The organism is Roseibium sp. SCP15 (assembly GCF_040329435.1).
In the GTDB taxonomy this organism is placed as follows: Bacteria; Pseudomonadota; Alphaproteobacteria; order Rhizobiales; family Stappiaceae; genus Roseibium.
Map to the genome: position 1 here is coordinate 321,865 of NZ_JBDZYI010000005.1, position 25,490 is coordinate 347,354.

General features: G+C 55.5%; 21 protein-coding genes and 1 tRNA gene. 15 read left to right on the top strand and 7 right to left on the bottom strand.

Annotated elements, in window-relative coordinates; translation table 11 throughout:
• Positions 1 to 3 precede the first annotated feature (3 nt).
• The 5 genes from ABLO27_RS24490 to ABLO27_RS24510 all read left to right on the top strand — a co-directional run bounded on the left by ABLO27_RS24490 (position 4) and on the right by ABLO27_RS24510 (position 5,184).
• A complete protein-coding gene (locus tag ABLO27_RS24490) occupies positions 4 to 717 on the top strand; it encodes a MotA/TolQ/ExbB proton channel family protein (RefSeq protein ID WP_353036634.1) in 714 nt (237 codons plus the stop codon).
• A complete protein-coding gene (locus ABLO27_RS24495; RefSeq protein WP_353036636.1) occupies positions 707 to 1,087 on the top strand; it encodes an ExbD/TolR family protein in 381 nt (126 codons plus the stop codon). Before ABLO27_RS24490 ends, ABLO27_RS24495 begins: the two co-directional genes overlap by 11 nt.
• 31 nt (positions 1,088 to 1,118) lie before the next feature.
• Positions 1,119 to 1,511 carry an ExbD/TolR family protein gene (locus tag ABLO27_RS24500; RefSeq protein WP_353036638.1) on the top strand — a complete coding sequence of 131 codons (393 nt, stop codon included), beginning with the start codon at positions 1,119 to 1,121 and terminating at the stop codon, positions 1,509 to 1,511.
• Entirely contained in the window at positions 1,508 to 2,653 is a 1,146-nt protein-coding gene (locus ABLO27_RS24505; protein WP_353036640.1) for an energy transducer TonB, read from the top strand. Before ABLO27_RS24500 ends, ABLO27_RS24505 begins: the two co-directional genes overlap by 4 nt.
• Positions 2,654 to 3,153: 500 nt before the next feature.
• Positions 3,154 to 5,184, top strand: a complete 2,031-nt coding sequence (locus ABLO27_RS24510; RefSeq protein WP_353036642.1) for a TonB-dependent receptor plug domain-containing protein — start codon at positions 3,154 to 3,156, stop codon at positions 5,182 to 5,184.
• A 143-nt stretch (positions 5,185 to 5,327) separates the two neighbouring features.
• On the opposite strand, the gene ABLO27_RS24515 is transcribed toward ABLO27_RS24510, so the two are convergent.
• From ABLO27_RS24515 to ABLO27_RS24535, 5 genes are all read right to left on the bottom strand, one after another.
• Positions 5,328 to 6,086 carry an ABC transporter ATP-binding protein gene (locus ABLO27_RS24515; protein ID WP_353036644.1) on the bottom strand — a complete coding sequence of 253 codons (759 nt, stop codon included), beginning with the start codon at positions 6,084 to 6,086 and terminating at the stop codon, positions 5,328 to 5,330.
• Positions 6,083 to 7,024, bottom strand: coding sequence for an iron chelate uptake ABC transporter family permease subunit (locus ABLO27_RS24520; RefSeq protein WP_353036646.1), 942 nt, complete (start codon positions 7,022 to 7,024; stop codon positions 6,083 to 6,085). The genes ABLO27_RS24515 and ABLO27_RS24520 overlap by 4 nt, the downstream gene beginning before the upstream one ends.
• A complete protein-coding gene (locus tag ABLO27_RS24525) occupies positions 7,017 to 7,940 on the bottom strand; it encodes an ABC transporter permease (protein WP_417714851.1) in 924 nt (307 codons plus the stop codon). Before ABLO27_RS24525 ends, ABLO27_RS24520 begins: the two co-directional genes overlap by 8 nt.
• Positions 7,941 to 8,019: 79 nt before the next feature.
• Positions 8,020 to 8,928 carry a siderophore ABC transporter substrate-binding protein gene (locus tag ABLO27_RS24530; protein ID WP_353036650.1) on the bottom strand — a complete coding sequence of 303 codons (909 nt, stop codon included), beginning with the start codon at positions 8,926 to 8,928 and terminating at the stop codon, positions 8,020 to 8,022.
• 135 nt (positions 8,929 to 9,063) lie between these two features.
• Positions 9,064 to 9,690 (bottom strand): TetR family transcriptional regulator, encoded by a 627-nt coding sequence (locus ABLO27_RS24535; protein WP_353036652.1) that lies wholly within the window; start codon positions 9,688 to 9,690, stop codon positions 9,064 to 9,066.
• Between the two features lie 327 nt (positions 9,691 to 10,017).
• Between ABLO27_RS24535 and ABLO27_RS24540 the strand changes: the two genes are divergently transcribed.
• From ABLO27_RS24540 to ABLO27_RS24575, 8 genes are all read left to right on the top strand, one after another.
• Entirely contained in the window at positions 10,018 to 12,141 is a 2,124-nt protein-coding gene (locus tag ABLO27_RS24540; protein WP_353036654.1) for a TonB-dependent receptor, read from the top strand.
• Between the two features lie 208 nt (positions 12,142 to 12,349).
• Positions 12,350 to 12,991 (top strand): TetR/AcrR family transcriptional regulator, encoded by a 642-nt coding sequence (locus tag ABLO27_RS24545; protein WP_353036656.1) that lies wholly within the window; start codon positions 12,350 to 12,352, stop codon positions 12,989 to 12,991.
• Positions 12,992 to 13,129: 138 nt separating this feature from the next.
• Positions 13,130 to 14,419, top strand: coding sequence for an MFS transporter (locus ABLO27_RS24550; RefSeq protein WP_353036658.1), 1,290 nt, complete (start codon positions 13,130 to 13,132; stop codon positions 14,417 to 14,419).
• A 27-nt stretch (positions 14,420 to 14,446) separates the two neighbouring features.
• The gene (locus ABLO27_RS24555) at positions 14,447 to 16,645 is read left to right on the top strand and encodes a TonB-dependent receptor (protein ID WP_353036660.1); all 2,199 of its coding nucleotides are present in this window, start codon (positions 14,447 to 14,449) and stop codon (positions 16,643 to 16,645) included.
• A gap of 313 nt (positions 16,646 to 16,958) precedes the next feature.
• Positions 16,959 to 18,035, top strand: a complete 1,077-nt coding sequence (locus ABLO27_RS24560) for a siderophore-interacting protein (RefSeq protein ID WP_353036662.1) — start codon at positions 16,959 to 16,961, stop codon at positions 18,033 to 18,035.
• A 105-nt stretch (positions 18,036 to 18,140) separates the two neighbouring features.
• On the top strand, positions 18,141 to 18,782 hold the full coding sequence (locus ABLO27_RS24565; RefSeq protein ID WP_353036664.1) for a TetR/AcrR family transcriptional regulator: 642 nt from the start codon (positions 18,141 to 18,143) through the stop codon (positions 18,780 to 18,782).
• 148 nt (positions 18,783 to 18,930) lie between these two features.
• Positions 18,931 to 19,326: a YbaN family protein gene (locus ABLO27_RS24570; protein ID WP_353036666.1), complete on the top strand. Its 396-nt coding sequence runs from the start codon at positions 18,931 to 18,933 to the stop codon at positions 19,324 to 19,326.
• 171 nt (positions 19,327 to 19,497) lie between these two features.
• Complete coding sequence (locus ABLO27_RS24575) at positions 19,498 to 21,267, top strand: caspase family protein (RefSeq protein WP_353036668.1); 1,770 nt, start codon at positions 19,498 to 19,500, stop codon at positions 21,265 to 21,267.
• 62 nt (positions 21,268 to 21,329) lie between these two features.
• Here the strand turns inward: ABLO27_RS24575 and ABLO27_RS24580 are convergent.
• Positions 21,330 to 21,406 (bottom strand) — tRNA-Arg (locus ABLO27_RS24580).
• A gap of 278 nt (positions 21,407 to 21,684) precedes the next feature.
• Here ABLO27_RS24580 and ABLO27_RS24585 point away from each other — a divergent pair.
• Positions 21,685 to 22,620, top strand: coding sequence for a hypothetical protein (locus tag ABLO27_RS24585; protein WP_353036670.1), 936 nt, complete (start codon positions 21,685 to 21,687; stop codon positions 22,618 to 22,620).
• 28 nt (positions 22,621 to 22,648) lie between these two features.
• Positions 22,649 to 24,130 (top strand): M48 family metalloprotease, encoded by a 1,482-nt coding sequence (locus tag ABLO27_RS24590; RefSeq protein WP_353036672.1) that lies wholly within the window; start codon positions 22,649 to 22,651, stop codon positions 24,128 to 24,130.
• Between the two features lie 159 nt (positions 24,131 to 24,289).
• On the opposite strand, the gene ABLO27_RS24595 is transcribed toward ABLO27_RS24590, so the two are convergent.
• Positions 24,290 to 25,369 carry a helix-turn-helix domain-containing protein gene (locus tag ABLO27_RS24595; protein ID WP_353036674.1) on the bottom strand — a complete coding sequence of 360 codons (1,080 nt, stop codon included), beginning with the start codon at positions 25,367 to 25,369 and terminating at the stop codon, positions 24,290 to 24,292.
• Between the last annotated feature and the right edge of the window lie 121 nt (positions 25,370 to 25,490).

A 25,490-nucleotide genomic window follows, 5' to 3' on the forward strand; every position in this document is an offset into this window, starting at 1 on the left:
GTCATGCCTTTTGAACTCGCGTCCCTGTTGCCGCCGTTTCTGTCTCCGCTTGCAGGGCTGGTCGATCAGGGCGGCCCTGTTGTCATGCTTCTGCTTGTCCTGTCCGTGATTGCCGTTGCTCTGATTGCGGCAAAGGTGCTGCAATTCGCGCTTCTGGGTGCCGGGCGCTTTTCCGGCGCTCGCAAGGCCTTGAGGTTGTGGCTCGATGGCCGACAGCAAGATGCCCAGATCACTGCTGCCGGAAGCAAATCCGTTCTTTCCGATGTCATGCTGAAGCTTATCAAGGGCGCCGGCCAGCCGGACGCTGTCAAGGAGCTTCTGAAGGAAGATGTCGAGCGCATCTGCATCCAGCGCATCAACGGACTTCGGGCCTACCTGCGACCGTTGGACATGATCGCTCAGACGGCTCCGCTGATCGGTCTGCTTGGAACCGTTCTTGGTATGATCGAAGCGTTCCAGGCCATGCAGGGAGCAGGAGCTGCTGTCGATCCTTCGGTGCTTGCCGGAGGGATCTGGGTCGCATTGCTGACGACTGCCGTCGGGCTCGCCGTTGCAATTCCCGTCTCGGCTGTTGTCGGCTGGTTCGACAGCCGTATCGAGGCCGTGCAATCGGAAATGGATGCGCTGGTGACGGCCTTCTTCACCGGTGCTGTTGCTGAACGCGGAACCGCGCGGGTCGTACCGCTTGAGCTCTCGGAGCCGAGGCATGCAAGTTAAGCCAAGAGCGAAGCGGCGGCCGGTCGGACTGACATCGCTGATCGATGTGATTTTCCTACTGCTGCTCTTCTTCATGCTCGCGTCCAGCTTTACCCGTTATCAGTCGTTGGATGTCTCAAGCGGCGGACAGGGAGGCGGTGCTGACATCAAGCCCGCCTATCTTCGCATTCATGCATCCGAGAAAATCGACCTGAACGGCGTGCCGATGAGCAAGGCTGAAATGGTCGGGCGGTTCGCTGACCTCACGAACAAGGAAAACATGGTGGTCGCGATCTGGTCCGGGCCTGAAGCCAATGTCCAGGATGTAGTTGACGTCATGTCCGCAGCGCGCCAGAGCGGTTTGAAGACCGTGCTGGTTACCGGAAACTAAACTTATGAGCCTGTGAGACGCTTTCATGCGCATGCGACAGCAACATAAACGTGAGCCGGCGGAAAGCACGATACCGTTGATCAATGTCGTGTTTCTGATGCTGATTTTCTTCCTGTTTGCAGGTTCCATCGCCAAGGACGACGCTCGGCAGATCGAGCCACCTTTGAACATCCTGGAAGACGAAACCATCCGTTCAACAGGTGCCCTGATCGTTGATCCAGAAGGCAAGACATTTTCAGGAGAAACCGAAGTTACTGTGGTGGACTGGCTGGCCGAACAGGAAGCCGGCGAAGAGGCCGATGGGCCATTGAAAATTGCAGCTGACGGAACCCTGAAGGCGGATGCGCTGGAAAAGGTCATTCAGGACCTCAAGGCTGCGGGGCGAACGGATATCGTCCTGATTACCAGAAGGGGCTCGAAATGAGGTTTCTTCGCTTTTTCATCGCCGGAGTTCTGATATCCGTGCTTGCCCATGGCGCCGGGTCGGCCTACTTCGCCGAAAATCCGGACGAAGTGTCCGTGGCAGCCTCCCAGGGGGGTGGGGTATCCGTCATTGGCTCAATCGAGGATCTCGTTCTCGGCAGTCGGGTGCAGGAGGTGGAGCCCGCAGAACCAGTCGAAGAACTGGAACCGGAAACCGAAATGGTGGAAGAGGTTCATGAGCCGGTGAAGGTCGCCAGGGTCGAACCTCCTGTCACAACAAGTGCCGTAACCCCGGTTGAAGTTGAAACGGCAAAACCCGTTGTGAACGAGGTCACTGCCCCGGTGATTGCAGGAGTGACTTCGACGGATGTCGTGACCGCAGTCGAAATTCAGGAAGAAGTGAAACCAGAAGAAACACAGGTTGGGACAGCGCAGACAAAACCGGTCGAAAAAATCGATCTGGAAGTGTCGCCTGCGAAGCCTGTTGTCCCGGAAATGGTCGCAAGTCAGGTGCCGGTATCAGAACCTCTGAAGAGCGAACCGGTAAAGGAACAAAAACCAATTGAAATCGCGAAGGCGGTTCAACCTGAGCTGACAGAATTGCAGAAACCGGTTGAGCCTGAAGCCGAAACGCTGGAAGAGGTATCCGAGCCTCTGCAAGAGGTGACGAAAACACCGCTCAAAAAGCCCGAGCCACCCAAACGGAAAGTCGAGAAGGTCGAGAAAAAGAAGCCGGTCAAGCAGGCGAAAAGGAGAGGAGCAGAAGTCAGCTCTCGCAAGGGTGGTGAGCGCATCACCAGCAAGACGGCCCGCTCCAACGCAAATGGCCGTGCGGATGCGAGAACAAATGATGGTGGGACCAAAGCCAGGTCCAACTACAAGGGCAAGGTCCAGGTCAAGCTGCGGCGGGCCAAGAACCGGGCCGCAAAAAAGCGTCGGCGCGGACAGAGCGGTGTCGTCAGCATCTCATTCCTGATTTCAAGGAATGGCGGCGTGTCCAACGTGCGCCTGATAAAAACATCGGGCCATTCAAATCTCGACAACGCGGTCATTCGACTGGTGAGCTCCATGCGCATGCCCAAGTTTCCGAACGACATCAAGGAAAACAGCTTGCGGATGAGGGTCCCGTTCTCGTTTGAATAACCCATTCGCTCCTGTTCATGAGGTTTGACGACGCGTCCCGTCAGACTGCATCTTCGCGAACCGATCCTTGAAACAGGGATTGGCCGGTTCAGCGTGCCTTCATCGACTGATGCCCGGGGTTCAGGCCGGACCTGAAGTTCTACCATTTTAGGGGCGTGATGCTTCCGGTTCTGAATTGAGACGACTGAGGCAGGAAAACCGTTTGGTCTCCACTACGATTGGCCTTGGTTGAAACCGCCTGCTTGCCCACGGGCTGCGTCGGGATTCTCCAAGACTCTTCCTTTGGTTGTTGGCTCTTTTGATCTCGTTCCTCGCGGGTAAACCCCGTCGGACACCCTTAGCGGGCGCTCTAAAACAATATTTCAAACAGTGTTTTACATGAGTGAAATTCTCATATATATAACTCGCACGCCGTGCCTGTGAGGGGCGGCCCACGCCAATTTCGGCTGTCCTGCCGATTTCAGCTGCATTCGAGACATTCAAAGATAAGGGACCTGACCATGCTTGACCGCGTGCGTCTTTCGCTGCTGCTTACAGGCACAATTTTACAATCGGCGCTTTTGGCGGGGGGCTCAGCCGCTCAAGACGCATCAGACACTGCAACTGCTCAGGATGAGACAACGCTGGATACGATCCGGTTGTTTTCCAACGAACCTGATCGGTTCGACAAGCACAAGGGAGCCGCCGACCGGGCGAACTCCGTCTACATTTCACTTGAAGATCTGCAGCTGACCAATCCTCAGAACCTGAAGGATGTTTTTGCCGGCGATGCGTCCATCTCCGTCGGTGGCGCCATGGGGCCTTCGCAAAAGGTTTACGTCAACAGCATCGATGAGTTGAACCTCGCCGTTACGGTTGACGGTGTTCTTCAAAACAACCGGGTCTTCCACCACAACACCACCAATTACATTGACCCGAACATGCTGAAGTCGGTGAGGGTTGATCCGGGTGTTGCTCCGGCAGATGCGGGGCCGGGAGCTCTCGGCGGTTCCATTGTTTATGAAACGGTGGATGTTGGCGATCTTCTTGAAGAAGGGCGTGACTACGGCGCGTTTGCGTCTGTCAGCTACGACACTAACAACAATACCTTCACCGAGACCGGTTCTGCCTATGGCCGCTACGAAGGGTTTGAACTGCTCGGCTACATCAAGTTTGCCAATGGCGACAACTATTCAGATGGCAACGGCAATGAAATCAACGGCACGGGTGCGGACTTCCTGAGCTATCTCGGCAAGGCTGCGTACCAGTCGGCCGAAGGACACCGATTCGAGGTGAGGGCGCAACAGGTTCAGGACGATGCGCTTCGACCCTATCGCGCAAACTTTGGTGGTATTCCATCAACGGAACCGGAAGTCCGGGAATACGACATTGACCAGCGCAGCTATTCTGCCAGCTATGAAATCGAAGGTGCCGATGGTCTCTTCGACCCAAATGTCGTTCTGGGCTATAGCGAATCTTCGACCAAGATCCCGTATTTCTTCTTCCGCAGGACCGGCACATTGCTGCCGATCAAGAGTGACGGCAAAGCCTGGACATGGTCGGGCAAGGCGGAAAACACATTCCACCTGAACGAAGGCAACAAGATCACCGCCGGTATCGACTTTTACAACTCCGAAAGCCAATACTCCGACGCTCTCTACAGCCCGCAGGGATACAAGGAAAAAGCCCGAAACATCGGGTTCTACGCCCAGGCCCGCCTGACACCCCTGGAGCGACTGCGCCTTTCCTTCGGTGGTCGTGGAGACAACCAGTGGTTCACCGGTACGGAAGGAACCGAGCTTGATAATTTCGGCTTGAGCGGGAACGCTTATGCGGAGTTCGACCTGAACCAGTACTTCACGGTGAACGCGGGCTATTCCAATGTCTTCGGCGGAATTGACCTTGAAGAGAATTTCATCTTTGACAGCATCACCAGCTATGACGGTCTCAAGCCGGTTCGTTCACAGAACCTGATTGCCGGCCTGAAATTCGAGCACAGCGGATTTACCGTTTCGGGGGATGTCTTCCAGACCCGATTTGACAATTACCGCGAGTACACCAGCACTCTCAAGGTCCACAATACGGATTTCAAGGTTGAAGGTTTCAAGATTGGTGCCGGATACCAGTGGGAAGGCGGTTTCGTCAAAATCTCCTATTCAAACAGCGACTTGAAGAAAGACGGCGACTACGTCGATTCCTATTCCGCCAGCGAGATCGGTGCCCCGATCGGGCAGGTGATTGCCGCGGAGATCGTGCATACTTTCGAAAAATACGATCTCACGGTCGGGTCAAGCATCGATGCGGCTCTGGAATATGATGCAACCAACAAGGCGGGTTACAATGCGCTGCCAAGCTACTTCGTTGCCAACGCCTTTGCGGAATACAATCCCAAGCAGTTTGAACATCTGACACTGCGTCTGGAAGCGAACAACATCTTCGATGAAAACTATGCCTCGCGTTCAACCTATGGCGTGGAGTATGGCGAGGCGGAACTGTCCCCGCTGTATGAGCCGGGTCGGTCGTTCCTGCTGAAAGCTCAGCTAAAATTCTGATCGTTCGTTTCAGGAACGAGCACCTGAATTGAGAGGGGCCGGCGCAGCAACGCGCCGGCCCTTTGTATCACTGTGCCGGAAGGACGATATCTGGATAACTTGCTCAAGAGAAAACCTACCTTGAGCTCACCTTTCCTACTTCCTCAGGAGTGATGCAGCGCCACCTTCAGACCATCTATCATTCTGATCCTGACCGGCATGTCGTAAATCTGCGCAAGATTTTCTTCGGTCATGAAGGTCTCGGTGTTTGACTTCACTGCCACCTCGCCATTCTTCAGTGCCACGATCGTGTCGGCATGTGCTGCGGCATAGTTGATCTCATGAAGCACAACCACAATCGTCTTTCCGTGATTGTCGGCAAGATCCCGGAGTTGATGCATCAGGTCGCGGGCGAAATGCATGTCGAGGTTGTTCAAGGGCTCGTCCAGGAGCAGGTACTCCGTGTCCTGAGCATAGGCCATTGCCACCAGAACCCGCTGACGCTGGCCGCCGGACAATTCGTCAATGAACCGGTCTGACAGGTCGGTCAGGTCGAAAATCTCGAGCGCCTGCGTAACTTTTTCATGATCCTGCCGGGTGGCACGGCCCTGATGATGCGGAAATCGGCCGAACCCGATCATGTCACGAACCGAGATCCGGGAAGCGACGTGGGTGTCCTGGCGCAGGATGGCGAGTTTTTTCGCAAGATCTCTTGAAGCGGTTTGGCGAATGTCCAGGCCGTCAAAGGTGATGCTTCCTGATTGAAGCGGCAGCAATCGTGCCATCAGCGCGAACAGCGTGGATTTACCGGCACCATTGGGGCCGATCAAAGCGGTAATGCCACCTTTTTGCAGCGTCAGGGAGACGTCCTTGAGGATGAGTGACCTGCCGTGATGAAAGGTGACATTTTCGATTTCAATCATGCCCGGACCTTTCTCAGGATCAGGAAGAGGAACACCAGACCGCCCAGGAACTCGATCACGATACTCAAGGTGGCGCTCATGCCGAGGATGCGTTCAAACACCGCCTGGCCACCTACGAGCACCGTGATCGCGATCAGGCCTGCCACGATGAACACCGGTCCGTGGTGATGGGATTTGACGACTTCGTAGCTTATTGCGCTGACCAGCAGGCCAAAGAACGTTGCCGGACCGACGAGCGCGGTCGAGGTTGCCACCAGAGCTGTCACGAGGGTGAGACCAACCAGCAGTTCTCGCCGGTAATTGATCCCAAGGTTTATCGCCTGGTCCCGTCCAAGGGCCATGACGTCGAGGATGTGACGTTTGCGCCAGACCAGGGCGCAACAGGCCAGAACCAAGGGGACGGCGATTATGAGTAGGCTGGTGTCGACGCGGTTGAAGCTTGCAAAGAGCGATCCCTGCAGAACCGCGAATTCGTTTGGATCGATGATCCGCTGCAAAAGGCTTGTCAGACTCCGGAACAGGACGCCGAACACAACGCCGACCAGCAGCATGCGAAAGAGATCCTGCAAACCCTGGCCAAGGAGACTGCCGAACAGCAGCAACGCAGCAGAGGACAACAAGAGCAGCTCAAGCGCGAACTTCATTTCCGGGTGAAGGGAGACGTAACCAAGGCCTCCCAACAGAAACACCAGAGTGGTTTGCAGGAGAATGTAGAGTGCGTCGAAGCCCATGATCGAGGGCGTCAGAATGCGATTGCTTGTCAGCGTCTGAAACACGATGGTTGCGACCGCGACCGCAATTGCGACGATGACCAGTGCCACCAGTTTTGTCCCGCGAAACGTGAGAATGAACCCCCAGTTGCCGCGGGCTCCCAGAACCATGAATGCAAGGATTGATAGCGAGGCACAGATGCCCAGAAAAATGAACTTCTTAGCCACGACGCGCGGGCCTCGCGAACAGAAGCCACAGGAAAACTCCGGCGCCAAGGACCCCGAATACCGTTCCTGCCGGAACTTCGTATGGATAGCGGATCAACCGGCCGAAGAGGTCGCTCGCCAGAACGAAAAACCCACCGGTCAAAGCAACGAGCGGCAAGGTCGCGCGGGCATTGTCGCCCCGGAACCGGCTGATGATGTTGGGCACCACCAGCCCGACAAAAGGCAGCATTCCGACGGTCAGCACCGTGAAGGACGTGATCAATGCGACGATGCTGAGGCCTGCGATCAATACGGCGCGATAATTCAACCCGAGGCTGATTGCAGCGTCCTTGCCGAACCCGGCTACCGTGAACTGGTCAGCAAACACATAGGCGACCAGAGCCACCGCGCCGGAAGCCCATAGCAGCTCGTATCGCCCCTGAAGCACGCCGGAAAATTCACCGTTCATCCAGACCGACAGATACTGCAGCAGATCGTATTCGTAGGCGATGAAAGCGGTGACGGCTGCAACAATGCCTCCGTAGACGATGCCGGTGAGAGGAACGAGCAGCGGTTGTGTGGGCGGCAATTTCTGAACGAGTGCCAGGAAAAGGGCAGTTCCGGCAAAAGCCACTGCGCTTGACATGGCCATCTTCGTGAAGACGGACGCTTCCGGCACTAGCAACAGCATAGCGAGGAGCCCAAGCGCGGCGCATTCTGCTGTGCCGGTGGTCGCCGGCTCAACAAAGCGGTTTCTCACAAGCATCTGCATGATGACGCCTGCAACCGCCAGCGAAGCTCCCGCGAGGATGGCCGCAATCGTTCTTGGCAGGCGCGAGACAAATAACAGCTCTCCGGACTCTCCACCCTGAAAGAGCTCAAGCAAAGAAACATTCGCAGCCCCGGTCGCAAGACTGCCGAGGATCAGGCCGACCATTCCGGTCGTCAGGACGACCGGCCAGATGGCGGAGGGGAGGCGAGGGACCGCGAAAGACAACATCGGGCGACGTGTCCGATTACTTGGATTTTGTGAACGCTTTTGAGAGGTCTTGAAGCGTGCTCATCAGGGACTGGTAGCCACCGGCAGCGATATAGACCTTCGATGCGTCGAGATAGATGACTTGTCCCGATTTCCAGGCGGTTGTTTCAGCAACGAGCTTGTTGTTAAGCGTTTCTGCCGCCAGAGCAGCATCCTCGCCAATGGCTGCGGCGCGGTCGATGACGATCAGCCAGTCGGGATTGGCGTCACGGATGAACTCGAACGACACGGCTTCGCCATGTGTGGAAGCTTTGACATCTTCGATGACAGGCTGAATGCCGAGCTCGGTGTGCAACCAGCCAAATCGGGACGCCTTGCCATAAACACTCAGTTTGGGTCCGTTTGTGAGAACAATCAGCGCCTTGCCAGCCTCGGCTGTCTGTGCCTTCACGGCATCGACTGCGCCGGTGAGGTTGTCTTCCAGTTTTCGCGCCGTGTCTTGTTTGTCGAAAATGGTTCCATAGGCGTTCAGTCGTGCCTTGGCCTGATCCAGCAGCCCGTCGCCCCAGATGGTCATGTCTATGGTCGGCGCGAATTCGGAAAGGGCTTCGACCTGTTTCGAAGAGCGGCCGCCTGCAACGATCAGATCCGGTTGAAGGGCGTTGACGGCTTCAAAATCGGGCTCAAACAGCGTGCCGACTTTTTCTGCACCATTCGCGGTATCCTGCAGGTATTCGACGTAGACCCGCTCCGGAGTCCCTGCGATCTCAACACCAAGCGCGCGCAAGGTGTCCAGGGCCGCGATATCAAAGACAGCGACTGTTTCCGGCTTGGAGGGGGCTGTGACAGCTCCCCTGGCAGTCTCGACTGAAACCGTTTCCGCGAAAGCTGTTGTGGTGCTCAATCCCACGGCAAGAAAAAGGGGTGCCCAACGGAATGCGCGCATGGTCGTCTCCATTTCTGGACGCCTGGCTGTTCCAAGGAATTGGCTGAGCGTTTTTTAGGTGGTCGACTTGTTCAAGTCGTGCTCTGAAGTTGTCTGGTGATGCCAAAAACAGGTTTGTTTTTCAATAGCGGAACGTCATTCAGGGGCTGCAAATCGCCGCATGTAAGCCTCAATCCCGGCAACCAGAAACTCCCTGACTGCGGAAAACAGGATCTCGTTCCTGTTTTCCGGGTTAATTGCGATCATAGCAGTGACCGAAGCGGTGAACATCAGGCCCATGAGAACGGGAATTTCTAGTGACTTTCGACGCTCCTCGGGAACGGATGACGCCAGCAGGCCAATCAGTTTGGTGATGCCGGGTGCGTGATAGTCCTGTGCCCGTTCCAGAACCGCTTCCTGTTCGGCGGAAGCGCGTTGAATGAGGAGAATGAAAGGATCGAGTTGGCCGGTCTCTGCATCAAATCCGAGATGGGCCAGAGCATCGAAATAAGCTCCTGTCAGCTCGCGGATGTCTGGAGCCTCTCCATTTGCTTTTGCTTCGACATCGGAGACCCTCGCAAGCAATTCGGCATCGAGTTGCGTAAACCGGCTTTTCAGAAGCTCCAGCAGCAATTCGCTCTTGCTGCCGAAATAGTAGTTTACGGAAGCAACATTGGCTTCCGAGGCATCCGTGATCTCGCGCACAGAAGTCGCGGCGATGCCCTTTTCCGCCATCAACCGTTCGGCATTCTTCAAAAGGCGTTGCGATGTTGGTTCCGGCACGGCGTCCTCTCCTCAGTCCCAGCCGTCGATTTAGACTGTTTGAAAAGATATTTCAAACACTGTTTGAAGCATCGAGGGGCATCGGATCAACCTGACAACGACGATGCCAACATGGTTCTGAAAATCGGCGTTTGTTCTAACTGGCTGTATTTATAGCGAAATTAGAAATATCCTGGTCCCTGTTTCATTTTTGCAACGGCAAGATCACAAATATGAGTAAAAGCTCATAATAATACTTGCATACAGAACTCAAGATTTATAAACCACGCTTGAAAAATTTGTCCAAGCCAAAAGCCAGGATGACCTAAAAAGTGGGCAGTAGGGCATATGTTGAAATATTCTGGCTTGGTAACAGCTGCACTCCTTGCAGCTGTTCAAGGGGCATCCGCACAAGATCTGACATTGGAAGAGGAACCGGCGCTCAGCACTGAAGATGCGACGCTTCTCGATCTGATCGTGATCAAATCAGCTACCCGAACGGAGACACCGATATCGGAAGCGACTGTATCGGTCTCCGTGGTGACGGAGGATCAGGTCCAGCGGCAGTCGAATATCAACTCGAACATCGGTCAGATTTTGTCGAAGACGGTTCCCGGGTTTGGCCAGTCGACCGAAAACCTGACCGAGTACGGTCAAACCCTGCGAGGCCGGAACTTTCTCACTCTGATCGACGGAGTGCCGCAAACGAACAACCTGAACAACAACTACCGGGCACTGAACAGCATCAGCACGACAGCCATCCAGCAGATCGAGGTCGTGCGCGGGGCGACTGCGGCTTATGGATTTGGAGCTCCGGGCGGTCTGGTCAACATCATCACGAAGCAGCCGGAAGATGGCGAGTTCAATGCACAGCTCAGCGTCGGCATCAAGGCATCGCCTACCAGCCTGACGGAGTCCTTTTCATACTTGACCGAGGCCGGGGCTTCCGGAGCGAAGAACGGTTTCTTCTATCTCGCCAACGGAAGCTTCGAAGATACCGGCTCTTCGTTCACGGCGGACGGGGAGCGGCGCCCGCCGGACTCTTTCGGCTCGCAAGGCGGAACCGATGACATCATGGCCTATAATTTCCTTGGAAAGCTTGGCTATGAGCACGAGAGCCACAAGATCCAGATCAGCGCCAACAAGTACCGATACTGGCAAGACAGCGATTGGGCCGGCGTCGTTTCAGGCGGCAGCAGGCAAAATGGCACAAGTGCAACGCCATCCAAAGGAAATCTGAACACACGTACGCCCGGCACCGACAACTTGACGATCAACGGCACCTACACGAATGACGACATTCTGGGTGGATCGTTCGAGTTTCAGACCTATTACAACGACAACACCACAACCTTCACCCGAACCGAGTTTCTGGGGCGGCAATACGATCAGTATGAAACAGAGTCTCAGAAGGTTGGTGGCCGCGCGACCTTCGATACGCCATTTCCCTGGGACCGCCTGCCGATTGACATTGTCTGGGGTCTGGATGTTCTCAATGACCAGACCAAGGTTAATCCCATTGATGGCCCAACCGGTGCACCCAAATATGATCTGACCGGGGTAGCGCCGTTTGCCCAGGTCCGGGCAGACCTATTTGATGATCGGGCTATTCTGACCGCCGGTGTTCGTTACGAGCATCTTTCAGTTGATATCACCGATTTCACCAACGATAGCGGCACTGCCGTCAAGGGCGGCAACCTGACCTTCCGTGAGCCTTTGTTCAATATTTCCGGCTCCTTCGACATCAATGACACATTCACGGTGTTCGGCGGGTTCTCGCAAGGATTTCAGCTTGGTGACCTTGGTCGTGTTCTCTACAACAGTCCTGGCTTTACCAACGTTTCGCAGTTGGAGGAAAAAGGTCAGAAAACAGACAGTTACGAGCTCGGATTACGTGCGGTAGGAAGTGCGTGGGACGCCTCGGTGACCGGTTTCTACAACAAGTCGAACAATGGTGTGACCTATAATGCCGACCTCGATATCGTGCTCTCTCCCGAACAGATCTGGGGGATCGAAATTGCAGCCAATTATGAAGCGACAGACCAGATTACGGTGGGCGGCACACTCACATGGCTGGAAGGTGAATATGATACAGATGGAGACGGAAAGTATGACTCCGACCTCGGGTCTGACCGTATCGCTCCGCTCAAGCTGACAGGATATGTCGAGTACGCTCCCCGGGACTGGGCCAATTTCCGCCTCCAGGGTCTTTATTCCGGTTACCGCAATCCTGACAGCGAGCAGTTCACCGGACTGGAATCCATTGATCCCTACTTCGTCATGGACGCTTTCGCCGACTTCCAGGTGAATGAAAGATCGAAGCTTTCCCTCGGGGTGGAGAACATCCTGAACGCGGATTATGTACCCGTCCTGCAGCAGGCCTATTCCGTGGAGGCGTATGCATATGATGACTATTATTATGTGAAGGCTCCGGGAACGACCTTCTCCGCAAAGTATACTGTCAAGTTCTGATCCAGATCGAAATGCGCAAGATACTCAAGGGTTTCGCCGCTCTCCGGCGAAACCCTTTTCATTTTCGATCCCATGTCGGTTTGCCTTCCTGACAGGCGACGCGTTGGCGTTTCCTCGTCAGGCACATTTTTCCGACGGAAGGATCTTTGCCCCTCTGGTCTGGATTGCTATGCCTGTTCACTCAGGATCAACCAGGAGAGGAATCGCTTTGCCGATAGCCGAGGAAAAGTCTGTCGCCCGGCGAAACGCAGCCACTCAGCGGCGCTCGAAAGACAAGGTGCAGCGGATTCTCGATACAACGCTGGCCATGTTGAGTGCCGGTCCTGCGGACAAGGTCACGACCAACGAAATCGCAAAGAACGCCGGCATCAGCATCGGAACGCTCTATCACTACTTTCCCAAGAAAGAGGCGATCTTCTACGAGTTGTTTCGCCGATGGCTGCAGCAAACGCTTGACCTTCTGGATGGAGTCGATGCCCGGTTCGATGGTTCGGAAAGCCTCGAAGACTATGTCGATGCCATCTTTGAGCGACTGTCCAGGGACGAGGAAATCAACTCGCCCGGGCACTGGCAGCTACGCCGCGCCATGGGAAGCTCTCGCGAACTGGCGGAGCTTGAGGCGCATCACCAGAAAGAAGTCGCGCAGCGGCTGATCTCGTTTCAAAAGAGGTTTGGAAGAGAGATCAGCGAGGAGCAAGCCGGGGCGTTGGCCTATCTTCAAAATCAGGTCTCGGTGGCTTGCCTGTCTGCTGCCGCTCTTTATGGATCACGACCTGAAGGGCGTGAAGTTTTACAATGGTGCAGGAAGACACTGCACCTAGTCTATGATGTCGAGAAGCTGAGAGCTTGATATCAAGTAGCTGTTTTCATTGTGAAAAATAAATTATTCGAGTTTTTGCTCAATATTCTTGATTTGTTGAGTTTTTGAGTCTAGTTATTGGCAATCTTCAATGCGCCCGTCCGGGCGAATAATCAAGGTTGTCGATCCATGGGAGAGACCTCCAATCCTGGTCTTCTTTCTCTGACCGCTTCTCCAGCACAGGGCTCACGACTGGACCCCCGGGTCTGGCTTGTGTTGCTGAGCCTCTATGTTGCCCAGGCAATTCCGATCTATCTGGTTGCCGCTGCCCTTCCGCCGATTTTCCGCTCAAGAGGCATCGACCTGGTCTCCATAGGCTCCATCGGCATTCTGATGCTTCCCTGGATCCTGAAATTTCTCTGGGCACCATATGTGGACAGGTTCTACATCAGGGGGCTGGGGCGCCGGCGCAGCTGGATTGTTCCAATGCAGCTGGTCTCGGTCACCGTGATTCTTTTCCTGAGCACGATCTATCCGGAAGACAATCTTGGCGTGTTCTTCCCCGTTCTCATGCTGCTGGCCCTGTGTGCCGCGACCCAGGATATTGCGACGGACGGTTATGCGGTTGAACACCTGCCGAAAGAACAGCAACCGCTCGGAAATGCCATACAGGGAGGCAGCGTCGCGGCGGGTGTGTCGATCGGCGGGTCGTTGACGCTGTTCGTCTACGATGCCGAGGGATGGTCGGTCGCGCTGAAAACAGCAGCAATTCTGTCCGCATTCTGTCTGCTGCCGATCCTGTTTGTTTCAGAAAACACCGGCCTGCGCGAGAAGGCGGACGAAGCCAGGGCAGTTCCCTCCTTGCGTGCATTTTTGAAGCGGCCTCACGCGTTGGCTCTGCTAGGCTTCGCCCTGATCTTTCGTCTGCCGGAAGGCTTGGTGAAGGGGATGGAGCAGGCATTTCTGGTCGACCAGGGTTTCAGCCTGTCTCAGATCGGCCTGATCAGCGGAGGAGCAGCTGCCTGTGTCGGGCTTGGCGGGTCGGCGATTGCCGTTGTCGTCATCAAGTCCTTCGGACTGCGTTGCTTCTTCTGGACCATAGGGTTGAGCCGAACGGTGTGCTTTGCCGGATACGCTGCCTTTGCGTGGCAGATTTTCGGGACGTCGGAACCGGCTCTCGCCGTATTGATCGGACTGTCGGCCTTCAACACCTTCATCCGCTACATGGAACTCGTCGGCCTCTACACTGCCTTCATGCGCTTTGCATCCCTGGAGCAGGCAGGGACGGACTTCACGTTCCTGTCGTGCTCAAACCTGCTGGTCTACATGATTGGCAGCATGGCTGCCGGTGTCATTGGACAGGCCTTTGGCTTTTCATTCCTCTTCTCTCTTGCCGTTGGTCTTTCGGTCGTCAGCATATTGATCGCAATGCGATGTCTGCCGTGGTCGATAAGCCAACCGGAAAATCAAAAAACGTAGACTTAGACAATCTGACAGGAGCCTGCCGTGCTGCGAGTTAAGACGCCGCTGCAAACACTCAAGTTGTGCCTGATGACAACCGCCAGCGGCATCATTCTGATGTCGTCCGGCATTGCCGCAAACGCACAGGACGTATCGACGCCGACGGAGGTTGACGAGCTCGACCTGATCGTCATCAACTCTGCCCGCTCCAAGGGGGATCTTTCCACCACGCCCGGATCTGTACAGATCATCGAGCAGGAGGAGCTGCGCGAAAGTCTTCTGGCAAGCCGGAACCTGAATGAATTCCTGGGCAAATATGTGCCTGGCCTGACGCCGAGCAATGGAACGCTGGCCGGAAGCGGGCAGACACTCCGCGGGCGCTCGGTCCAGGTTCTTGTCAATGGCGCGCCGCGCAACATCGCGCTACGCAACAACTCGCGGACATTGTCGCTGATCGATCCGAACTCAATCGAGCGGATCGAAATCATCAACGGAGCAAGCGCCGTTTATGGTGACGGAGCAACAGGCGGTGTCATCAACATCATCACCAAGACCCCGACCGAGGAAGGTCTGCACGGGGCGGTGATGACCAATATCTCGACGACGGAACGTTCCGTGGTCGATGGTGCGAACACGACAACCAGTGCCGACCTGTCCTACGCCAAGGATCATCTCTCTCTGCAGTTGAACGGCCGTTTCCAGACGACAGGCGACATGTTCGACGGCGATGGCAACCAGATCCCGGAAGATCCAATGATCGGCCAGGGCGGTGGATCCGGAATTCAGCAGGTCAACCTGTCAGGTACCTTGGGGTATGAAGCCGACGCATTCGATGCAAGTCTTTATGGTTCATGGGTCTACCTGGACCAGCACATCGACCATTTCTCCGACTACACGACGGTTCCCGTTTCGGTGGACAAGAACGCACCCTACACAGGTGAACCAACCCATGAAGACACGAAGAATGTTCTGGCGACGTTCAATTTCTACGATGTTCCGGTCGGCGAGATCAAACTCGAAGCCTATTACAACGACAGCGAGAAACGCGCGAGTTTCGTGAGAGCGGATCCCATTTCAAACCCGTTCGTCTACTCCAGTCCGGGCGTGGTGCAGTCGCCGGACTCACAGTCGGTGCTTTATGCCAAACAGGCCGGTGTCCGCTCCACGGTCCAAACGCCACTGGATGTCGTTCTGGATGGCGCCCAGGTCACCTGGGGGCTTGATTACTCCTATAATGACGTCTCGCAGACGTTGCTTGATGGGCGCGACATCATTGCGCCAATGAAACAGCATGCCTATGCGGGTTTTGCCCAGCTGGACATTCCGGTGACCACTTTCCTGGATGTCAAAGCAGGCGTGCGTTACGAGCGTTTTGACCTTGATATTTCGACCTTCGTGCGCCCGGCAGCGAACTATCTGGTGTCGTCAACATTTGTCGTGCCGTTCTCCGCTGCCACAGTCTACGGTGCCGATACCAGTTACTCCGCAACCGTCTTCAACGCTGGTGCGGTCGCTCACGTAACTGACGACCTGGATGCGTTCGCCAATTTCTCCCAAGGCTATTCGGTCCCGGATATCGGCGCATTCACGCGCCGTGCCGTGAACACTTCGAACCCGTTTCAGACGGAATTCGACTATTCCGACATCGCGCCGGATGCAGCGATCGTGAACAATTACGAAATCGGCGTGCGCTACAACACCGCCAGAACATCGGTCAATGCATCCGCTTTTGTTTCGACTTCGGACAAAGGCACCAACATTACCGCAGACGCCCTCACGCTCAGCCAGAACAAGGAGCGGATCTGGGGTGCCGAACTTACCGTCGATCAGCTTGTGACCGACCAGTGGAATGTCGGTGCGATCCTTGCCTACACCGAAGGTGTCTGGGACCAGGACGGAGATGGCAAACTGGACGATGACCTGCCCAACAGCCGGATCGGCGCGCCTTTCAGGGCAACGCTTTACTCCGGTTATGATTTTGACAATGGTTTCAAGGTCTATGGCGAGGCCCTGTTTACATCAGGTCGCGATGCAGATGATGGCGGTACGCGCCAGATGAAGGTGAAGCCGACATTCACGGTGAACAGCCGCATTGGCTATGACACTGACTGGGGGGAGTTCCAGCTCGGCGTCGACAACATTTTCGACCGCTATCAGTACAATCCGACAGCAAGCTCGCTGCGAAACGCCCAGATAGCTGCAGAAGGCCGCCGCTTCTTTGCAACCTTCCGCAAAACTTTCTGAGATTTTGCTCGCATTTCTCGCGTGAGCCGGTTCCCCCGGCTCACGTTTTTGGTGTATGGAGCTGGCAGCCATGGCACCAAACAATTTCGCCGTAACAATGCGCGCCGCCACAGCCAGAAAATCCCGGAAAATTCGACAAGGCATTGTTTTCATTGCGTCTGAACAGCGCTCTATCTAGTGACTGCCTGTGCTGCCAATGACGTGAAACGCAATGTTTCGTGGGCACCAGGCCTGCCGATTTGCTTCCGGGACTGAAACTCTTTCAGGGGCTGCACGGCCACCTGTCGCGTAGTCATTCGAAGGGCCGGAAAAGATGCCAAGTCAGCCTCACCAATCAACGGCTTACGTGCCTTTGTCAGCAGCCGATCAGGCTTTCGCTCAACTTGTTGCTCATGTCGAAGAGCATGACGCGGTCATGGAACGTACAGGTGCACAAGGTGTCAGAATTCTGGTGGGCGACAATTCGATCGAGGTCGGGGGTGACGGTTCGGGCATTTCTCTCAAAGTGTCCGCCGTATCCCGGAGTATCCTGTATTTTCTCAAGGAAGCAGCCGTCAGGCATTTGGCGGATCTTGATGCGTCAGCCGCCGAAAAGCTCAGATGGGACGACGATGCAGTGTTGACGTTGAACGATGGTGTTCCGGCGAATTTCCAGGAATTAACGCTTGCCGGAAAGAGCGAGCCATTGCCGGGCCTGATCCGGCTACGCCTGGACGCAAAGGGGGATATGGGTGCACTCACCGGACCTGGCATTCATGTCAAGCTGTTGCTTCCGCTCAATCCTGATCGGGCACCCGTCTGGCCGAAGGTTGCCGCCAATGGCACAACCAGCTGGCCGAGTGGTGAAGACGCGCTTCACGTGCGCTACTACACCATCAGATCCACCGACGCAGATAAAGGGCAATTGGACATCGATATTGTTCGGCACGAAGGTGGCGTGATCGCGGAATGGGCGGAAATCGCTAAAGAAGGAGACCGGATCGGATTGCTGGGACCGAGTGGCCGTGAACGACCGCAATCCGGCGACCACGTGATCTTCGCAGGTGATCAGACCGCATTGCCGGCTCTTGCACGCATGATTGAAGATCTGCCGGAAGGTGTTTCAGGCCATCTCGTGGGCGAGGCGGAGACCCCTGAGGACCTGCAGCGCTATCTGCCGATAACCAGTCTTGTCGTTCATGCAATTCCGCCTGCCCGGTTTCAATCCGAAGTCCTGGATGCCTGCAGAACGTTGTCAGCTGCAGAAAAGCAGCAATTCGCCTGGTTTGCGGGCGAATACAAGAATGCCCAGGCCATGCGCAAATTTTTCAAGTCGGAACTTGGTCTTGGCAAAGGCAGTCAGTTTTCAATTACATATTGGAGAAAGGGAGCCTCGCTGAAAGCAGATTGATCCTGCTGAGTTCGGCATCAGGCCGAATTGGAGAGGTTTCTTGTTTCAGTTCCTGGCCGAAAAGGCTGGAACTGAGTGCGGTAATGATCGAGGGGAGAGGCAGGGGTGTCTGCAACAACGGAAACATCCGTCAAAAAGCGGAAGATAGCGCAGCAGGAGCGTTCGAAAGCGAAGGTGCAGCTTATTCTCGACACGACGCTTGCGATGCTCAACGAGGGGCCCGCGGACAGAATAACAACGAATGAAATTGCCCGGCGGGCAGGTATCAGCATCGGTTCGCTCTATCAGTTTTTTCCGAAAAAGGACGCGATCTTCTACGAGCTGTTCAGCCAGTGGCTGCAGCAAACCGTCGACCTGCTTGATGAGGTTGGTGAAAAATTCGACGGCAGCGAAAGCCTGGAACAGCTGTCCGATGCCGTGTTCGAGTGCCTGTCGAGGGACGACACGATCAACTCGCCCGGCCACTGGCAGCTGCTTCGTGCGATGGGCAGCACGGAAGAGCTTGTCGCTCTGGAGGCATACCACCAGAAGGAAGTTTTTCGCCGCATTGTGACCTTTCAGGAAAAGTTCGGCCGCAAGATCCCGACAGAGCAGGCAGAAGTGCTGGCAACGCTGCAGCATCACGTCACGGTTGGGTGTCTCGCGGCGGCTGCGCAAGTTGGAAATCACGCTGAAAGAGACGCCGTTCTGGACTGGGGCAAGAAGACCATGCGGCTGGTCTATGACATCGAAAGACTGAACTCCTGAACGTTCTACGTCGAAGCAGGTCGCTCGCAGTCACTCGACCAGTTTTCGATCCGGGATCAATTCACCCGCTATTTGACATAGATCAAAGTTCGGGCCGTCGATTGAGCGGTAAAACCTGAATATCAAACTCCAGTTAAGGGCACGCCACTTGAAAGACGTTTTGAACAATGTCGCTCCAGCCGCAAGGCGGGCGTTCTGGTTCTGTCTGGGATTGCTTGCCCTCGGGCTAGGCGGGCTTGGAGTGGTGCTGCCCGTCCTGCCAACCACGCCCTTCGTTATTCTGGCCGCCTTTGCCTTCGGCAAAAGTTCGCCCCAGCTGCAGGCAATCCTGGAAAACAGCAGTGTGTTCGGGCCCATCATTGCCGATTGGCGCGCCAGCGGCGCCATCGCCGTGCGCTACAAGATCATCTCAATCACGATGATGGCCCTTGTGTTCGGCCTTAGCATTGTCATGGCGCTCTCACCGATCATTCTGATCGTCCAGGCCATCTGCATGGGCGGTGCCGCCGTTTTCATTCTCACCCGGCCAAGCGCTTCAGTTTGATACAAGAGCTGTGTTCAGCGGTAAGAAGTTGAGCCCTGCCGCAGAATGCAGCACCCTAGTTGAAGCAAAAGTAACTTCAACAAGTGCGATCCCTGGTTCCGAATCCTGTTGCTACAACTCAGGCGAAAATTGATGCTAGAATAGGTTCAGACGCCAAATGGAGGGGGCGCAGTGACCGTTTTTTTTCGTGTTTTTCTTTTGTTGGTTGCCATTCTGACGAGCGCCGGTGTCGCACAAGCTGAACGCCGGGTCGCGCTCGTAATCGGAAATTCGGGGTATCAGCATGTCGCAGCCCTCAAGAACCCCTACAACGATGCCAAGGGTATGGTTCAAAAGCTTCAGGGGCTGGATTTTGAGGTTGTGGAGGGGTTGGACCTGGATCTCTCAAGCCTTCGCTTCAAGATCAAGGAGTTCGTATCGAAACTCGACAAGGCTGACATTGCATTGTTCTACTACGCAGGGCACGGCCTTCAGGTGAATGGAGTGAACTATCTCTTGCCGACGGACGCCCAGCTGAGCTCCCAGCTGGATCTCGAGTTCGAGGCAGTTCCCATAAACCTGATTTTGAGCACCATGGAACAGTCCAGCCAGACAAACCTGGTCTTCCTGGATGCATGCCGGGACAATCCGCTGGCGGAAAACCTGGCCCGGTCAATGGGAACGAGATCTGCAGCCGTTGGTCGTGGGCTTGCAAAGACAAGCTCAGGAATTGGAACGCTCATCTCGTTCGCAACACAGCCTGGCAACGTTGCACTCGACGGGGAGGGCGACAACAGCCCTTTTACCAGTGCGTTGCTAAAGCACCTGGGAACACCCGGTCAGGACATTACCCGCAACCTCATATCAGTTCGACGTGAGGTGCTGAAGGTAACAAACGGCCGACAGGTTCCTTGGGAAAATTCCTCGCTCACAGGGGAAGTCGTCCTGAAAGCCAAGGCAGCACCGGTTCCGGCTGATGTGACGGGACCTGTGTCGAAACAGCCCTCCCAGGAAATCGAGCTGGCTTATTGGGATTCGATCAAGACCGGAACGAACATCGCCTATTTTGAGAACTATCTGAAGCGCTATCCGGAAGGGCAGTTCGCTGACATCGCAAAGCTTCGTATTGGCGAGATAAACAGTAGATTGAAAACGCGCGAGGAAGAAGAGCGCCAGCGTCAGGTGGCGACAGAGATTGCCTATTGGCAGACCATTCAGAATGCATCGCAGCCAGAGCTTTTTGAAAGCTACCTCTCGCGATATCCGAAAGGCAGCTATGTGGAACTTGCGCGATTAAAGATCGATCTTTTGGAAAAACAGGCGACCCAAGATGCTGTGAAATCTCAATCCTCGGAAGGTAAACCGGAGGGTGGTTCGCAGAGCCCGATGAACTTTTCCCAAGAGGTTGAAGTTGCAAGTTTGCCGACACCTGCGCCGGGGGAATCTGCTGCCGAAGGAAAAATAATCAGAACTCTGACTGAAAGGGAATTAGCAACGGCCATGCAAACCGAACTGAACCGCATCGGTTGTTCAGTCGGAAAAGTGGACGGTGCCTGGGGGCATAGAAGCCGTGGGGCATTAAAGGTTTACGCGAAGGAGACTGGCGCCGATCTTGCCTCGCTTGACCCGAGTGCGGAGATTCTGGATCAGTTGAAAAAGTCCTCCGGACGGGTGTGTCCATTGACCTGTGGCAGGAACCAGGAGCTGAAAAACGGAAAGTGTGTTGCAGCTGAGCGGCCCGCCAACAAAGCCGGGACATCAGGCTCCTCAAAGAGCAAGTCGCAATCCGGATCTACCACACGGACCAGCAGCGCCTGTCCCAGCGACCCGACGGCGGACTCGTTTCGATATCCGTCGAGGCGCAGCCCGGGCACCAATTCAAGGACTTTCACCCACCCATGCGGCCGTAAGGCGATCTGTCGGGCCCAAGGCAATCTTCCAAGAAAGTGTTTCTGGAACTAAGCCAAACTGATCGGGCCATTAATTGACCGGATCGAGCGCAATTTTGAAAATAATGAAAAGATTGGTGACCCCGACAGGATTCGAACCTGTGACCCTCAGATTAGGAATCTGATGCTCTATCCTGCTGAGCTACGGGGCCTTAAAGTGGTCGATTAGCATGATTTTTCGATCTTTGCGAGCCCTCAGAGGAGAGGCCGGGACGGGATGGGGATTATTGTGTATCAGTGCGGCACTCGCGTGGAAAATTGATGGCTATTCTGATGTCAGAATGGGCGACCGTCTTGGACTTGCCTTATTCGCTCCTTAGCAAGTGGATTCGTCGTGACCGTTCTCTCGTCAATGATGGAAACACAACTGCGGAAACAGTGTCCGGAGCCTATCGGTGATGGCGCTGCGTCGGGCAGATTTACAGAGAGAATGATTGAATTGAACAGGCTGAGAGGGCAGCGGGTGTTCAAGGAATACTGGCCGTTTCCTGAGAAAATCGGCGCTGAAGAGAGCGTAAAAGGTTTCGCTGCGCGTAACTGGATGTTTTCCGTCGTCTGGTTAATATTACTGACGGTTCCGTCGGTGGCTGACGAGGCTGGAAGAGCCGAAAGAGACGCAATTTCTGCCTGCGTCGCTGACAACGCCCATACAGGCACACTCGTCGAGCGGAGCGCCAACGGCGAGTTTGTGGCCGGAACCGGACAGCGCTTTCTTGCAACTGATATCGACTTCCTCCCTGCTGAAAATGCCTCTCATTCTTCCAGCAATATCGGTGATGATCCGAAAGGTTCGCAGACGCTGGAGGCCATTCCCGCAGGACCCGCCAATCGCTGGGGCTTGATCCCTGCCTGGATCGTTGTCCGTAATGGCGATACACTTGAACTTCTTCAAGCGGATGAATTGGAAACCGGTGGCGCAATTTTTGTGCCGGAGCGGGCTTCCGGAAGCTGTGCCAGGCATTTGCGTCAGGCCGAAAGCTCGGCTCGCGAGCAAAAAACCGGCATTTGGGCGCGAGGCAAAGATGCGCCTGTGCACTCGGTGACTGATCTGGAAAACCTTGAAGCGGCAGCGGGGAACTATGTAATTGCGAGCGGGCGTATTGTTTCGCTTGGAAAAACACGCAGCACCCGCTATCTGAATTTTGGAAGATATTGGAAAACCGATTTCACGGTCACGCTGAAAGCCTCCGACGAGGACAGGTTTGACGCAATTCTCAGCCAGAACGGGTGGCGTATCGAGAACCTTGCGAACAAAACCGTCGAAATTCGTGGCGTGGTCCAGGTGCGGGATGGCCCGCTGATTGCGCTCCGCCATCCGGAGCAACTGGTTGTAATTGAGGACAAAAGGGCAGGACGTGGCGGCTGAAACATCAACTAAATACCGGCGTTTCAGCATGCTTCGGGCACGGGTGAGAGACCATCTGGGCGCGGCGCGTGGTTGGCTGCGCGCAGGGTTGGTTGGCGGCTTGTCGCTTGCTGTTGCCTCCTGCCAGTTGCTCGGCAATGGAGCCAGCGTCGGGACAGTCTCCCCCGGAACGCTGCGGCCGAACCTTGCCGGTGATATCGGTGCACGTGAGCATCCGCGTGTCGTTGCCACTTATGGCGGCGTCTACAAGGATCCCGGCGCCGAACGGGCCGTAGCCAGCGTCGTTGGCCGGCTGGTTGCTGCTTCGGACGACCCTTCGCAAAGTTACAAGATCACCATTCTGAACTCGCCTGCAATCAACGCATTCGCGCTGCCGGGCGGCTATCTTTATGTCACCCGCGGGCTGCTCGCGCTTGCCAATGACACGTCGGAAGTCGCGGCCGTGCTGGCTCACGAAATGGCCCACGTCACGGCAAGCCACGCGATCAAGCGAGCACAGCGGGCGGAAGCCAAGCAGCTGGCAAACAAGATTCTCACCGATGTGGTTCAGGACTCTGAAGAAGCCCGCAAGGCACTTGTCTCCTCACAGTTGTCCTTTGCCCGTTTCAGCCAGGTTCAGGAGCTGGAAGCCGATGCGATCGGCGTCAGGACGCTGGCGAAGGCGGGATACGATCCCTATGCTGCGGCACGCTTTCTGAGGTCGATGGCGGCCTTTGCACGCTATCAGTCCGCCGACAAGGCGGCGTCTGGAGCGCCGGACTTCCTGTCGTCGCATCCCTCGACGCCGGAGCGCCTGCAGATCGCTGTTCGCTCCGCACGGCAGATCGGGGCGCCGGGTATCGGCGAACGTGACCGGGACCGGTATCTGAGCCAGATCAATGGCATGCTCTTCGGTGACGACCCACTGGAAGGCTTTGTCCGCGGCCGGTCTTTCCTGCACAAGGCGCTTGGCATCGGCTTTTCCGTACCGAAGGGCTATATCCTGGAAAATACGCCCGAAGCCGTTCTTGCGAGCAACGGTTCGGGAACGGCAATCCGCTTCGACGGTGCCGATGTCAGCAGATATTCCAATCTTGTCGACTACATGAAGTCCGGCTGGATCAATGGCCTTCTGCCGGAAAGCGTGCGTGAAACGACGATCAACGGATTGCCAGGAGTGACCGGTGCCGCGATTACGCAAGGGTGGTCGTTCCGCATTGCAGTCGTTCGCATCGGAAAAACCGGTTACCGCTTCATTTTCGCCAGCCGGTCACCGAATGACAGGTTCGACAAGGACTTCCGCCAGACAATCGACAGCTTCAAACAGCTGACACCGACCGAACGCGCCCGATTGCGATCCCTGAGGATCAAGGTGGTCAAAGCCAAGCCCGGCGATACCCCACGCAAGCTTGCCGTTGGCATGAGCGGGGTCGAACCGTCTAGGCGACTTGAATTCTTCTCGATCCTGAACGATCTGAGCCCGAACAAGCCAATACCGGTTGGCACGGCAGTCAAGCTGGTGGTTGACTAAAGCTTTCGAGCAAAGACTGAATCCCCTAGCGCTGCCTGAAATCAAGTTTTCAACGTGATGGGAAATTCTCTTTGATTGAAGGTTTTCACGAAACGCTGTAGCTGCGCGGTTCCCGAAGGAGCGAGTGTTTCGGAGCGCTCAAAAAGTCATGTCCATGTATCATTCACTGCCGGTTGCAACGCGACGCTTGTTCAGTTGCGCAAGCTGCGCTGGTGGCAGAGTTTCGGGTGTAGTGGAGGGTTTTGTCCAGTTGCTTGGAGATTTGCCGGTAATTCTTGCGAACTCGCGATTGAAATTCGACTTGGTGTTAAACCCGCTTTCCAGCATGGCGGTCGTCACGTTTGCACCACTTTCAATCAGATTACAGGCGTGGCGGATGCGATAGGCGTTGATATAGCGGGAGACGTTTTCTCCCGATGTCTTGTTGATGGCTGCGGACAGCTTCTTCGCCGGCACTTTCAATCTGAGGGCCAGCCTGCTGAGTGTGAGACCCGGGTCAAGGAAGAGCTGTCTGGTCTCCAGCAATTCATCCAGGTGATCAACAAGTTCCAGATCTTCTTTCGATGTTTGAGGCTCGCTCGGATGGATGTCGTCGGTGGACGTCGAAACCGGAGCGGGGTCAATTGCGCGCAAATCGGGCGACAGGCACAAAACGCCGATTGCAAAAAGAGAAGCGGCTGAACCGGCGCTGATGATTTTTGGAGCCCAGGTCAGGTTGCCACCCAGAACGGCAGATGCAATCAGCGCATCGGTCAGAGCTGAACACAGCAGGGCAACCGCTATGGTTGCCCAGATTTTCTGCGGAATGGCACCGGCATCCAGCCGCGCCAAAGGCAGGGCGTCCCGGTGGAGACGCAAGTTTGCGAGGATAGCCACACCGTAGCCGGCGAAGAGGGCGATGAGCGCAATATCGAGAGTGATAGGTGCAAACACCAGGCAAAAAACAACGAACATCGTTCCCAGTCCGTGAACCCAATCCCTGGCGAGTGTTACGGGTCGTATGGAAGCGGAAACGAATGCCAACCATGCCAGCGGAGGTATCAGTGACGCGCTCACCGGTTGAATTTTCCAGGCAGGGGCGACTTGGTAATATTGCGCCAGCGCAACGATCAGGTTCTGAAGAGCACAAACAAGAAGAAGCGCCGAAAACAGAGAGGGCCGGTTTCTGGCAAGCAGGCCTTGCACGAACAGGAAGCCAAGCACCAGGGCAACAAACATCGGAAGCGGTAATACCAGCATGGTCAGCTCATTGGTGTGTTCGTGAACAGGTGGTTGCGATAGGACGAAAACCGGATTGAGGCGACCTGTTTCCGGATTCAGGACGTTGTTTGATGCAGAATTCCATATCGGATCTCTGTCA